Below are 12,908 nucleotides of genomic sequence, written 5' to 3'. Positions count from 1 at the left end.
TACCAAGCCATTACCTACCCAGTAATGGCTTTTCTATTTCTACAACTGCTCTACTTTAATACGATTGTCATTTCACACGCTTGACGACAACAAAAGCGAATATCATTCTTTGCAAGCTTGTTCTGTTCTTAGTAATTTTAAATATGATCCTTATATATACAATATATTGGAAAGCCCAACTGTTGCTGAGTTTGTTAAATATAAAAATACGTCTAAAAGATTTTTAGACTATAATTTAGAATCACAGGCTGAAATTTTGGCTGACTATTGGTTGTTAAAAAATAATTATGATGTGAGTTATATGCTTGAAAGAAATAGAAAGAATGTTGTAGGTAAGAGTAGAGATAAAGTTCTTGCTATGTATGAACAAAAAATTCGTCAAGTAATAAAATAAATACACTAGGAACTATTAAAGTGAAAGATTCGTCTGTTGGTAATAAAGTAATATTGGTTATTTTGGGTATATTTTTCTTGTATTTATGCTATATCGCATTTGTTTTTTTTTCTAAAAAAGAAGAAAATAAAATTAAGGTAAATATAAGTAACTCAGATATCCATTTTCTATTAAATAAAGATGGAATAATAGTTCATGGGTATGAAGTAAGAAGCTTGGTTGATAAGAAAGAAAATAGTTTAGAATATAAGGAAATTTTGCAAAAAAATGTTGAAAAAAGAGTAGCCGAGATTGTTATTGGTAATTATAAAAGCAACGGAATTGAAGAAAAGAAACCTTACTATATTTCTATTTCAAGAGAGGGACTTTTTAATGAACCTGGGGTGGTAATGCAAACATTAAATTTTTGTATTAAAGATCACAATATATTTTCTTCTGAAGGTGACGAAGAAAGCTTTGTACGTGAATGCATTAATTAGTATGAATTATAGTTTTCATATTTTGTTCACCAAAAAGGTTCTCTGTCTTCTATCAAATTTTTGGAAGCTGGCAAAGACCGGTGTCTATAGAATAACTTTTGGAAAGACATGGAAGATTAGTCGAAAAATGGTTAAGAAAATAGCAATAAAGATGCCTTATCACTATTTGAAGAATAGCCATTTTTCTATGATATGGATTTGCTGTTTTGTGGTTTCAATTAGTTGAGGAGAATTCTCTAAAGTCCATGTTTCATCACACCAATCGCAAGCATCGTAGAAAGATTCGAGCCAAGTAGGGTAATAAATTATATTGTCTGGAAGATTTCTTGAAGCTCCCATAAAACCTGTTTCTAAATTACTGAAAATTGTACATAGCTGAACTGGGCTTAGATTGTTTTCTTGATAATTATTTAAAATATCTAAAAAAAATCGAGCTGCTAATATTTCTGCTTCAATACAATTATATGAAAAATTAGGGTCTGTTAATTTTATGATTCGCAGTAATAAAGAATTATAATCATTAAATGGCTGTAATAATTCGGTAAAAAAATCTACGTGAGTATCTTCGTTTTTTTCAATGTATTTATTAATCTTTTCTATCCTTTTTTGAGCTGAATATTCTCCATAATAAAGCTCAATATATAAAGTCTTTAATGTCATTAGTTGAATCTAATTATTTTGTAATGAAAATATATCATACTAAAAATATTAGAAATTTCATAATGAACTAAACTATAACTTAAACCTATAAATAAATTTTATTCCCCAACCGCTCTACTTTAATACGATTGTCATTTCCTACGCTTGACGATAACAAAAGCGAATACTATCCTTTGCGGGCTGGCCTACATTGCCAGTTGGTTTTAGCAGACCATCAGCCAAAGTACACGAAAAAGTCTAACTTTTTTGTGGAAATCCCTGCGTGCCCCCTCTGCGGCGGAACGGGAGGGGGACACCTTCGGGTGTGCTGGATTCTTTGGCTCCAGTCTGCTAACCCTCTTTCGTTTCGCCACCATTATTTAGCAGTAATGCGGTGAAACTTCTTTTATAGCCAAAGGAGTCCGCTATGCGTACTAATTCATCTTATTTATTGGCCTTTGCCAAAATCTCTTTATTTATACCGTTTAAATACTCTCTAAATCGGTTTAATCGACTCTAGGTTTTCTACACCTAAACATCGTTACGACTCAAAAATCATAGCAACAATAACCCCGAGATAGGCGAGCACACCTTTATTGTGCCGCTTTTGCATGCCCGTTTTTAGCACTCAATTTAAGAGTGACGGCATTTCTATCTCTTTTACATACAACAAAAAATTATTTTAACGGTATAACTATGCCAAATTTAGAAGCTTCATTTAGAGCACTCAGAGTGCTTCATACAGCAAAAGATTTATTTATGGAGTATGGATTTCACAAAGTCGGTGTTGACCGAATTATTGCCGAATCCAAAGTGAATAAGGCCACTTTTTATAAGCATTTCCATTCAAAAGAAAGGTTCATTGAAATGTGCTTAACCTTTCAAAAAGATGGGTTAAAAGAAGAGGTGTTATCTATTATTCATTCATATCGTGAACTTATGGTATTTGATAAGCTAAGAAAAATATTTTATCTCCATGCCAACCTCGAAGGACTGTACCGTTTGCCTTTTAAGGCCATTTTGGAGATTGAAAAGTTTTATCCAACTGCTTACAGAGTGGTAGTGGATTATAGAAACTGGTTAGTGACCCAAATACATGGCCTACTTTTAACCATCAAACCCACAGCTTTAATCGAAGATGCTCACATGTTTTTATTTGTGATTGATGGGGCAATGGTTCAGCTTTTAAGTAAAGAGGAAACAGATGAACGAGATAAATTATTAGAATATTTTTTAATAACCCTATCTTAGTATTCAATCTAAAATAAGAAAGCCCATCATTGGGCTTTCTTATGGTATTGGCTTCTTAAAATTTAAGTTTTTTAAGTCCACGGCTCACGCCATTTTGTAGAGCGGCTTTAATAATCGGGCCAATAAAAGGAACGCGGCCTTTAAAGCTGATAGTGTAATTCAAACGAGTTCGGTTATTTCCCAAGTCAGTAAATTGCATCACACCACGATGTGCCTTAATTGGGCTAATGCCACTTGTGATCGCGTACTCGATCAGTTCATTTTCTTTATAGACTAAATTTGTTTCAACAAATGAAGGTGTAAACGGAATAGACATCTTGCGGGCAGAGCCAACACCGTTACGTGCATCCTTGCCGTTACTAATGCGAGTGACTTTAGCAGGGGCAAAAAGTTTGCTTAAGTTTTCATGTTCACTCAAAGCTGCAAAGACTTTATCTATGGGTGCATCAAATTCTTGTACGATGTTGATTTTTTGAGTTTTTAACATCTTGTTCCCTCTAAAGTAAATTTGACATGATTAATTGTCATAATTTTGATAGTAGCATGCTTTTCTCTATGCTGGAATTCTAGTTCGTCGGAGTAACTCCGGATAAAAAGTAACATTTTAAATAGAATTTATTTAATCATTTGCTTTTTATAGTGACTTGGAGCAACGCCAGTCCAACGTTTATAAGCTTGAGAAAAAGTAGATAAATCTGAGAAACCTAATATTTCTGCCACTTGGCCTAAATTTAGATTTTGCGCTAAAAGGGAATCGGTAAAGGGTTTAACTTTAACCCATACCATGCTGAACCAATATTGGCAGGATATTCATCCGATTATTGAAGATGATGATTTAGACCAACGTATTGGTTTATTACAAGGTTTAATTAATCAGTTGCCTGGTTTGTTGAAGAAAGTATCTTTAACTAACACAGCTCCTTATTACAACTTACTTGATTACGATAATTTTCTATACCACGAAAACATTCGTCGTAAGCAAACTGAAGAGTACGACAGCCAGTCAGGTCCATCTGAATTGGAACAATTTGATCAAGCGATTTTTAATACGTCTAAAACCTTTCAATATTCAAATTATCAAGAGTTTACTTCGGTTCTAACGGAGTGGAATGTTTTAAAACAGACGCTTGATCACTTAATGGGATTAGATGCACCAAGTTTTGCTGCAATTGATTCTGCATTTGAAACCATTCACAGCACCTTACGCAAGATTTATAAAGCAGAGGCTTTTGGTAGTGGGCTTGCCCAAACCCAAGAACAGACCGCTGTTATTACAACTCCATCTATGGAAAATCAAGTGCCTGTACAAATCGTATCAGAACAGCCTATGTTTCAGCCTCAAGCACAAACTCACTTGGCTAATCGTGAGCAAGCAATGAAAGTGCTACAAGAAATAGCCGATTATTTTCAGGCCAATGAGCCACATAGTCCTGTGAGTTATATGCTTCAAAAGACCATTAAATGGAGTCAAATGCCATTACATGAATGGTTGGCACAAGTCATTAAAGATGAAAACCCATTACAAATGGTTCAGGAAATGTTAGGTGTGCAGCCTAAAAATGAATATGAATAAAGATTGGTAAAGACATATGTTTAAAGCTGAAAAAGTCCTGTGGGGCGAAGGTTTATTTTTAAGACCTCAACATTTCCAAATTCAAGATACCTATCATGAACAACGCTTAAATCACACTGTTCGTGCTGTTGTGCCGTTTTCATATGGTGTTCAAAAATTAAGTTTTGATGAAGCACAGCTTAGTACACATATTCTTGCGCTTGAATCGGTAGAAATGATTTGGCAAGACGGTGAAATATATCAGGCACCGGCTTACGATTTATTACCTGAACCAATTCTGCTTGATGAGCTTAATTTACGTGGTGAAATGGTCATCTATTTGGCATTACCATTATTACAAGCCAATAAACAGAATTTAATTGATCAGAATCAATCACAGAAGGGGCGTTATCAATCACATTTGGTTGAGACCCACGATCTGTTCACAAATGCGACAGAAGCTGATATCAGCTTATTGCGTCGTCGAGCTGTGTTTAAATTATTAGATGCAAACAGTAATCCTGATCATAATCTGGATGGTTTTCTTTATTTGCCAATTGGTAAAATCAAACGCCAGAGTTCAGGTGCTTTTGAAATTGATCGTAAATTTATTCCACCTATTTTGCATGTCGATGCATCTGAGACATTAGTTTCGAATTTAAAAAGAACATTGAATGTTATTAAGGCAAAAATTAAAACCATTCAAACCAACAACCGTGAAAATGAACAGAAATTAATTGAATTCCGTTCAGGTGATATCGTTTCGTTTTGGTTAGTCAATGCTTTAAACACTGCACATGCTGGTCTGAATCATTTCTTGCAATATCCACAAATTCATCCGGAACGATTGTTTTTTGAATTATTGCGTTTAGCGGGCTCATTATTAACTTTTTCGACAGCTTATGAAGTTGATCAGTTACCAGCCTATAAACATCACAATTTGCAAGAGAGCTTTACCCAGCTCGACACCATTTTGCGTGATTTATTAGATACCATTATTTCTAGTCGCTACATCAGTATTGCCCTTAAAGAAATTCGACCTTCATATTGGGTGGGAAGCCTCGAGACAGATAAGATTACTCGTGATACTAGACTTTATATAGCCGTATCTAGCAGTGCAATGCAGACTCACGAGTTGATTCAGATTGTACCTCTACGGTTTAAAATCGGTAGTACGCTGGATGTTGAACAGCGTGTTGTTGCAGCATTACCAGCCATTCCATTACACCACTTAATTCAAGTTCCAACGGCTATTCCAGTGCGTTCTGGTGTGAGCTATTTCGAAATCGAACCGCATCATGAACTCTATCAGCGCATGTTGGATTCAGAAACGATTTGTATTTACGTTCCAGCGGGCTTCCAAGATATCAGTATTGAGCTGATTGCGGTCATGAACGCTTAAAGATAAAGGAGAGAAAAATGTCACAATCTACAGGTGCTCCTTCTTTATTTGATGACGGGCAAATCGGGACAGGGGGAAATAATAATAGCCAGTCCCAAGCAAAGCTACAGGCGATTAATCTGATCGATTTATTGCACGATGGTTTTTATTTAATCTTTTTGATTCGAAATCAGTATGTGCCAGCTGACGCGCAGCGGTTTCGTGAAAAGATTTTAGATTTGCTTAATCGATTTGAACAACAAGCTAAAAAGTTGCAGTTTTCAGCAGATGATATTCATGATGCTAAATATGCATTTTGTGCATTGATTGATGAAACAATCGTGACCCAACAAGACCCAAGCTATTTTAATTTGCAAAATGCTTGGTTGATTAGTCCGTTGCAATTGAGCTTATTTGGTTCTCAATTGGCGGGTTATCAGTTCTTCGAAATATTAGAACAGCTGAGAAGCCGTGGAAAAGATCGTTTAGCTGCTCTTGAAGTATTCCATTACTGTCTATTATTAGGTTTTCAGGGTAAATATCGAATTGAGTCTATCGAAAGCTTAAATCATTTGGTTGCGCGAGTAGGTGACGAAATTGATTATTTAAAAGGTAAAAAAGTTGCTTTTTCGCCGTTCTCGGCAATTCCCGATCAGATACGAAATATTATTCATCGCGAATTACCTTTTTTCTGGATTTTGATTTTCTTATTGATTTTTGCATTGCTTACCTTCGCGGGTCTAAGATTTATGTTGAACAATCAAATTGATAAAGCATTATCTACTTATCAAAATGTGATTTCTGCCCCACAAGAGCAGGCACATATTACAATTTATTTACCTTGATGATGGAACGAAATGGCTCAGGAAAAACCAACTTCTATTCGAGTTTTGCAATCGAATAAAAAAAAGTCGAGATCACCAGTAATCTATATCATCATTGGTATTATTGCCGGGGTGTTTGTAAGCATCTCACTGTTCCTGTTCTTGTCTCAACCGTATTCGTCAGATCCTACCACTGTTGAGAGTAAGTCAAATCAAGATCAGGAACGTGATCCAGTATTGATGACGAATTCTTCTACGCATGGACAAGTTACAGTTGATCAGCAAGAGCAAGCTGATCCAATGAGCCATGATGGTTTTGAGCAACCTAAAGAAAATGAACTGAGTGGTATTTTTAAACCTGCTCCTCATAAAAATGCGGCTCCAACTCAGCAACGTGTTTCACCTTTTGATGCACAGTTAACAGGTGAACGGGTAGCACCTAAGCAACAAGTTGTGGCTAAACCCACTCAACCAATACAACCAGCTCAGCAAAAACCTATCGCTCAACCTAAGATAGTTCAAGCTAAACCTGCTGAAGCTAAGAAAGTTCCAGTTGAGCCAGAGGCTGAGGCGGAAACACCGAAAGCATCGGTTGATATCAAAGTGACTCGCAGTCCATTTGCGGTGAATTAGTAAATTCATGATGATTTTTCTAATTTTCTTTTGTTTTGCCTGCCTTGCTATAGGGCTGGCATTTTTAATGTCTTACGAACTCAGAAGTAAAGGTAGAACATTTGTTTTATCGTTATTACCTCAGGGACGTCGGCAACTAAATCAGGTCAGGCAATTTGCCCAGACCATGAATCAGGCAGCTGCACCTGAAAAATTACAATCTCATTGGCATTTGCAACAATGGTGGATTGTAATTGCAGGATTTTTTTTATTTGCCAGCATTTTAGTTTTTGCCTTTACTCGTCCGATTAGTTCAACTCGGATTGAAGCCGAATACTTAAAAAAAACTGATCCGCAAATTTACGCATTATTAAATGGAGAAATCTTATCACCACCACCTGAAGTGGATGAAGGTCTGATTGAAGCGGCAATTGTTGAAGCGACTCAATTAGAACAACAATATGCTTCTCAAGACAGTGGTGCAATTAATTCTTCACCTATTGATAAAGCAAGTTTCGATGGTCGTGCAATTTTAGATACCAATATGGTCAATCGTAAGTGGGACAAAATGAACCCACGCTATAAGCAGCGTTTGCTTATGGTCTTTAAAATTATGAAAGAGCAATATGGTTATGAGTTAGTCTTGCTTGAAGGTTATCGCAGTCCAGGGCGCCAAAATATGTTGGCAGGTAACCCGAATACAACCAAGGCAAAAGGTTATCAGAGCTACCATCAATTTGGTTTAGCAGCAGATGTAGCATTTAAACGAAATGGTAAAGTGGTTATTTCTGAACGTGATCCATGGGCTATGCAGGGGTATCGACTGTATGGGCAAGTTGCAGAGTCCGTTGGACTGACATGGGGTGGACGCTGGAAATCTATACAAGACTATGGTCATACCGAGTATAGAATGCCTGGTTTGAAGAAAACTCAGGAAATGGCGGAAAAATTGATTGCTGAAAGCTTAAATGAAATAAGTTAAAAGCTTAAGAGAGTGATTCGAAACGATCCTGCAATACAGTAGTCATCTTATCAGCAAGCTGGGAAATCAACCCAGCTTTTTCCCATGTGTAAATTGAAACTACCATAGGTGAAGCTTCACCTAACGACCTATATTTACGTACACGACGACCTTTAGTAGTACTTACAGGAAGTAAAGATATTCCCAAACCTGTTTCGACACTGACTAAAACACTTTCTAAACTACTGCCTGTAAAAGCAATATACCAACGTTTCCGTTCTCGCTCTAAGGTTTCAAACATTTCGTCTCGATAAAGTCCTCCTTGGGGGAAAGTCACTAAACGAATGGGATCGGTTATGGGTGTAATCCTATTTTCACTTTCAAACCAAGCCATTTCTTCAGGAAAAGATGCATAGCAATCAGCACTGGCAGTAGGCTCTTTCACAATAACAATATCCAGTTCACCATTTTGATAACGCTCTGTTAGGTTACGGCTTAGGCCAGAAGTAACATCTAAGCGAATAGACCGATGGGCTTGCGCGAACATGCCAAAAACTTCTGCCATAGCAGTACTCATCATATCTTCTGGTAAGCCAATCCGAATAGGAATACTACCTGCTGGATCTTTTAAAACAGCTTCTGCTTCTTGTTGAAGTGTCAAAATTCTTTGAGCATAACCAATTAAATATTCACCTGAGGCAGTCAATTGTAAAGGTCGTGATGTACGATCAATGAGAGTATGACCAACAGATTCTTCAAGACGTGCCAATTGCTGACTAATCGTTGATTGTGTCAGATGTAACTTATCAGCAGCGATGGTAAAACTGCCACTTTCAAAAATAGTCACAAATGCACGAAGAAGACGAGGGTCAAACATAAGAATTATCACCAACAATGCAAAAAGCATAATAAATAAGTATTTATAATCTTAATACAATCGATTAAATAATTTAATTTCCAAATACTTTTAAGCACATTTATTCTAGTTCCAAATTGTTCTGCTCTTAAAGCTTACTTAGAGTTTTTCATACCTAAGTTTCTTATCTAGATAATTGGATTGTTGCTACAGCATGTACATTCAAGTGAATACTGTGAAATTGAAAGTTACTTCTTTTAGTCGGCGCAAAGTTGGTTGAGGATAAATGTTGAAAGAAAATCAAATGTTTTTACGCCAAGCGTTAGAACTTGCTTATCACAATGTTGAAAAAGGCGGCAGACCATTTGGAGCAGTAATTGTAAAAGATGGGAAAGTAATTGCTTCTGGCGTAAATCAGATTTTAACAACCAATGACCCGACGGCTCATGCTGAATTACTTGCAATTCGTGCAGCTAGCCAAGTTCTAGGAACTGCAAATTTAGAAGGTTGTTCTGTGTTTGCAAGTGGGCATCCATGTCCTATGTGTATGGCCGCAATGCGTTTAGCAGGTATAAAAACAGTTCATTATGCTTATTCTAATGAAGACGGAAAACCTTTTGGTTTATCTACAACTGAAATATATGCTGATCTTGCAAAACCCTTTGCTGAGCAGTCTATGAAAATTGAATATGTACCTGTTCGATTTGAAGGCCGTACCGATCTTTACGTACTGTGGAAGAATTATCAAAGCAATCAGTCAGGCCTAAAGTAATGAATCAGTCTGGAGCTTCTTTTGCTCGATCCATGCTTATCGTTACAGTCGCCTTGGTTGGACTCAATTTAAGACCTTTTATGACAAGCATTGGTCCATTAGTCTCCAGTATCCGAGCAGGCACTGGGTTGAGTCTACAAGGAATAGCTTTACTCACTTTATTGCCGATGATGTTAATGGGAGTCATTGCATTTATTGGTCCAATCGTACAAAGCATAGTTGGCGAGCGCAGAGTTGTTTTGGGTGCTTTACTGACTATTTGTATTGGATGTGGCCTTAGATTTTTATTTCCTACAGCTGAGGGTTTAATTATCAGTGCGGTTGTGATCGGTTTAGGCGTCGCGCTGATACAAGCAGCTTTTCCAGGCATTATCAAAAGAGAGTTTAGTCAACATATTGGTCCGATGATGGGACTTTATTCCGCTATGCTTATGGGGGGCGGTGCATTAGGCGCATGGTTAGCGCCTGTGGTCTCAAATATAATGGGTTTATGGCCTGTGGGATTGGCTTTCTTTGCTCTACCAGCTGTATTGGCATTAATCTCAACATTTATTTTTTTACCCTCTATCGTAAGTTTGAATGTATCTGCAGCACCTGTAAAGACGTTGCTTAAGAAACCTAGAACATGGTTATTAATGCTGTGTTTTGGGCTTGTTAATGGTGGTTATTCTTCGGTTGTTGCTTGGTTAGCACCTTCTTTTCAAGATCATGGTTGGAGTAGTGGACAAAGTGGAAAATTGCTCGCTTTACTTGCTTTAAGCCAAGCAGCATCGGCACTGATTTTGCCTATTTTAGCTAGACAATATAAAGATCGCCGTCCATGGCTATGGTTTACTCTATTCATGCAATTTGCTGGTTTTTCTGGACTTGCATTTGTGCCCGAGTTTGCATCTATTTTATGGGCAATTTGTTTAGGGATTGGCTTGGGAGGCTGTTTTGCTCTAACACTTATTGTTGCACTTGACCATTTTGAAGAACCTAGCAATGCAGGAGCTTTATCTGCACTTATGCAAGGTGGTGGTTTTTTACTTGCAGCAATACCACCTTGGCTAGTCGCAGCATTACACGACTTTACAGGGAGTTATAAAGCGGGATGGATTTTTCATATATGTAGTGTGATACTGGTGATAGTTTTAGTAATAAGACTAGCACCTAAAAGTTATCGCAAAATTCGCCTATAAATTTTTATGTGAGTAGAGAATATTACATATCTAAAGAAATACGATTTAGTTGCAAAGAAGATTAAAGAATAGTGATAGGATGATTCTGAAATTTTTAGATTTGAAATGAATACAACAATATTTGATTTTTATGACATCTACTTTGAAAAAAATTGCCTTACTGAAACAAGGCTTAGGAAAAAATAGTCCATTTGCGACAGGAGTAGATGGAACCTTACAGGCGATTGAACATTTAGGATATGTGCAAATTGATACCATCTCTGTGGTTGAGCGTGCTCATCACCATATATTATGGAACCGAGTGCGTGACTATGAGTTAAGCCATTTAAATAGTTTGGTTCGCGAACGTCAGATTTTCGAATATTGGTATCATGCGGCGTCTTATCTGCCTATGAAAGATTATCGCTATGCTTTACCTGCCATGATGTCGGTTAAGAAAGGGGAAAGCCGTTATTTCAATAGAGGTGATCAACACCTGATGAATGAAATATTGGCGCGTGTTCGTGCTGAAGGTAAAATTCGATTACGTGATATTGACAAGAAAAATAAAAAAAGTTTAGGGAATTGGTGGAATACAGGTCCGGGACGCCGTGCTTTTGAGCAGTTATATATGCAAGGCGATCTGATGATTTGTGAGCGTAACGGTATGGAAAAAGTCTATGATTTGACAGAGCGTTGCTTGCCTGAAAATATTGATTTAACAATGTCTACGCTTTACGAATATGCGCAGTATTTATTTACTAATACGCTTCGAGCACATGGGGCATTTACATGGAAACAATTAGTTCATTTAAAGAAAAATGATTTAAAAGATGCTATGCGTGTTGTGCTCAAAGAGCAGGTTGATGCTGGTATTGTATCAGCGGTTAAACTTGCTGACGGTCAAACCCTATATGTAGATGTAGCAGCAATAGAGCAAAAAGTGGATAGTGAATTTGGTTTAAAAATACTTTCACCATTTGATAACTCGCTTATTCATCGTGACCGCTTAACTTCTTTATTCGAATTTGATTATCGGATCGAATGCTATGTACCAGCAGCCAAACGGGTATTTGGATATTTCTGTTTACCTATTCTCTATCAAGATGAGTTGGTCGGCCGAATTGACTGTAAAGCGCATCGGAGTGTGAAAGAGTTAGAGGTAATTAGCTTACATTTAGAAAAAACAGTGAAAGATAAAGAGCATTTCTTTTTCGAGTTAGAGCAAGAACTCAAACTTTTCGCAGCATTTAACCAATGTTTAACTGTTAATGATAAAGTAAGTAAGCTTATTCGCAGCAAGAATTAAATAAACATTATTCTAGATTTAAAAATAAAACACCAAAAGAATTAAGGCTTTTGGTGTTTTTACTTGTTAGGTTAAAGACATACGATATTGAATAATGCCGGGCTTTTGTGCAATCCAGTCGTAGAGTTTTTGTGCTTTTTGATTGCTTTCTTGAGTATGCCAATATAAACGTTCACAGCTATGTTGGGTGGCTTGCTTCTGGACATACTCAATAAGTTGTTTACCAATGTGTCGTCCACGAACTTCAGGTGATACATACAGATCTTCTAAATAACAGTAGTTATTTTCTGCCCAAGTAGACCGATGAAACATATAAGTGACAAAACCTAAGATACCTTGTTTATTTTTGGCAACAGCACAATAAATGGGTTCTTTTTCATCGAAAAAACGATCCCAAGTCATTTTTGTGATATGGAGGGGTAAATTGACCTGATAGAAATTTTGATAGGCAACCCAATATTCTAACCATTGAGTATAGTCTTGTTGTTGAACTGGCGAGACTTTGATTATTTCATTTTGAATCATAATTACACTTCATTCTGACTGATTGATGAAATTATATGTTGGATATAAATAGTTTATAGAAACATTAAAGTATTAAAAACTAACACAATAAATCTAATGAGAAAAGAAATTGCTTATTTTTATGACTTTTTAAAATAAAAAATTTTTATTAATATTATTTTAAGCTAACTTAATTATTATAAAAACATCAAAG

General features: G+C 36.5%; 15 protein-coding genes and 1 pseudogene. 11 read left to right on the top strand and 5 right to left on the bottom strand.

Annotated features, from left to right (window positions below):
- Positions 1-109 precede the first annotated feature (109 nt).
- Together MKL35_RS14930 and MKL35_RS14925 are read left to right on the top strand one after the other, a co-directional pair.
- Positions 110-394 (top strand): hypothetical protein, encoded by a 285-nt coding sequence (locus MKL35_RS14930; RefSeq protein ID WP_199983371.1) that lies wholly within the window; start codon positions 110-112, stop codon positions 392-394.
- A 20-nt stretch (positions 395-414) separates the two neighbouring features.
- Positions 415-873 carry a hypothetical protein gene (locus MKL35_RS14925; RefSeq protein WP_032009796.1) on the top strand — a complete coding sequence of 153 codons (459 nt, stop codon included), beginning with the start codon at positions 415-417 and terminating at the stop codon, positions 871-873.
- Positions 874-1,035: 162 nt separating this feature from the next.
- Here MKL35_RS14925 and MKL35_RS14920 read toward each other — a convergent pair whose 3' ends face one another.
- Entirely contained in the window at positions 1,036-1,533 is a 498-nt protein-coding gene (locus MKL35_RS14920) for a hypothetical protein (RefSeq protein WP_032009798.1), read from the bottom strand.
- A gap of 675 nt (positions 1,534-2,208) precedes the next feature.
- On the opposite strand from MKL35_RS14920, the gene MKL35_RS14915 reads away from it, so the two are divergent.
- Positions 2,209-2,763 (top strand): TetR/AcrR family transcriptional regulator, encoded by a 555-nt coding sequence (locus tag MKL35_RS14915; protein ID WP_032009801.1) that lies wholly within the window; start codon positions 2,209-2,211, stop codon positions 2,761-2,763.
- Between the two features lie 55 nt (positions 2,764-2,818).
- Here the strand turns inward: MKL35_RS14915 and MKL35_RS14910 are convergent, their stop codons facing one another.
- Both MKL35_RS14910 and MKL35_RS14905 read right to left on the bottom strand, forming a co-directional pair.
- Entirely contained in the window at positions 2,819-3,250 is a 432-nt protein-coding gene (locus MKL35_RS14910) for an SRPBCC family protein (protein WP_022574813.1), read from the bottom strand.
- Between the two features lie 128 nt (positions 3,251-3,378).
- Entirely contained in the window at positions 3,379-3,549 is a 171-nt protein-coding gene (locus MKL35_RS14905) for a helix-turn-helix domain-containing protein (RefSeq protein ID WP_270913998.1), read from the bottom strand.
- Here MKL35_RS14905 and tssA point away from each other — a divergent pair.
- From tssA to MKL35_RS14880, 5 genes and pseudogenes are all read left to right on the top strand, one after another.
- Positions 3,524-4,336, top strand: a pseudogene (gene tssA / locus MKL35_RS14900) (type VI secretion system protein TssA); the annotation flags it as partial. The gene MKL35_RS14905 and the pseudogene tssA sit on opposite strands and share 26 nt — an antisense overlap.
- A 16-nt stretch (positions 4,337-4,352) precedes the next feature.
- Positions 4,353-5,717: a type VI secretion system baseplate subunit TssK gene (gene tssK / locus MKL35_RS14895; RefSeq protein ID WP_004702450.1), complete on the top strand. Its 1,365-nt coding sequence runs from the start codon at positions 4,353-4,355 to the stop codon at positions 5,715-5,717.
- A 17-nt stretch (positions 5,718-5,734) separates the two neighbouring features.
- Positions 5,735-6,541, top strand: coding sequence for a type IVB secretion system protein IcmH/DotU (gene icmH / locus MKL35_RS14890; protein ID WP_270913996.1), 807 nt, complete (start codon positions 5,735-5,737; stop codon positions 6,539-6,541).
- Positions 6,542-6,553: 12 nt separating this feature from the next.
- On the top strand, positions 6,554-7,153 hold the full coding sequence (locus MKL35_RS14885; protein ID WP_032012151.1) for a hypothetical protein: 600 nt from the start codon (positions 6,554-6,556) through the stop codon (positions 7,151-7,153).
- 7 nt (positions 7,154-7,160) lie between these two features.
- Entirely contained in the window at positions 7,161-8,114 is a 954-nt protein-coding gene (locus MKL35_RS14880) for a M15 family metallopeptidase (protein WP_002048347.1), read from the top strand.
- 4 nt (positions 8,115-8,118) lie between these two features.
- Here MKL35_RS14880 and MKL35_RS14875 read toward each other — a convergent pair whose 3' ends face one another.
- Complete coding sequence (locus tag MKL35_RS14875; RefSeq protein ID WP_032012153.1) at positions 8,119-8,970, bottom strand: LysR family transcriptional regulator; 852 nt, start codon at positions 8,968-8,970, stop codon at positions 8,119-8,121.
- Between the two features lie 265 nt (positions 8,971-9,235).
- On the opposite strand from MKL35_RS14875, the gene MKL35_RS14870 reads away from it, so the two are divergent.
- The 3 genes from MKL35_RS14870 to MKL35_RS14860 all read left to right on the top strand — a co-directional run bounded on the left by MKL35_RS14870 (position 9,236) and on the right by MKL35_RS14860 (position 12,190).
- The gene (locus MKL35_RS14870; protein WP_371508313.1) at positions 9,236-9,721 is read left to right on the top strand and encodes a nucleoside deaminase; all 486 of its coding nucleotides are present in this window, start codon (positions 9,236-9,238) and stop codon (positions 9,719-9,721) included.
- Complete coding sequence (locus tag MKL35_RS14865; RefSeq protein ID WP_032012154.1) at positions 9,721-10,902, top strand: cyanate transporter; 1,182 nt, start codon at positions 9,721-9,723, stop codon at positions 10,900-10,902. Before MKL35_RS14870 ends, MKL35_RS14865 begins: the two co-directional genes overlap by 1 nt.
- A gap of 130 nt (positions 10,903-11,032) precedes the next feature.
- Complete coding sequence (locus MKL35_RS14860; RefSeq protein ID WP_151676661.1) at positions 11,033-12,190, top strand: winged helix-turn-helix domain-containing protein; 1,158 nt, start codon at positions 11,033-11,035, stop codon at positions 12,188-12,190.
- 66 nt (positions 12,191-12,256) lie between these two features.
- Here MKL35_RS14860 and MKL35_RS14855 read toward each other — a convergent pair whose 3' ends face one another.
- A complete protein-coding gene (locus MKL35_RS14855; protein ID WP_004887804.1) occupies positions 12,257-12,715 on the bottom strand; it encodes a GNAT family N-acetyltransferase in 459 nt (152 codons plus the stop codon).
- Positions 12,716-12,908: the final 193 nt, after the last annotated feature.

The organism is Acinetobacter sp. AOR41_HL, assembly GCF_027854645.1.
GTDB classification, from domain to species: Bacteria; Pseudomonadota; Gammaproteobacteria; order Pseudomonadales; family Moraxellaceae; genus Acinetobacter; species Acinetobacter nosocomialis.
Note: the sequence above shows the minus strand (reverse complement) of the source record. Positions and strands in the feature narration are given on the sequence as shown.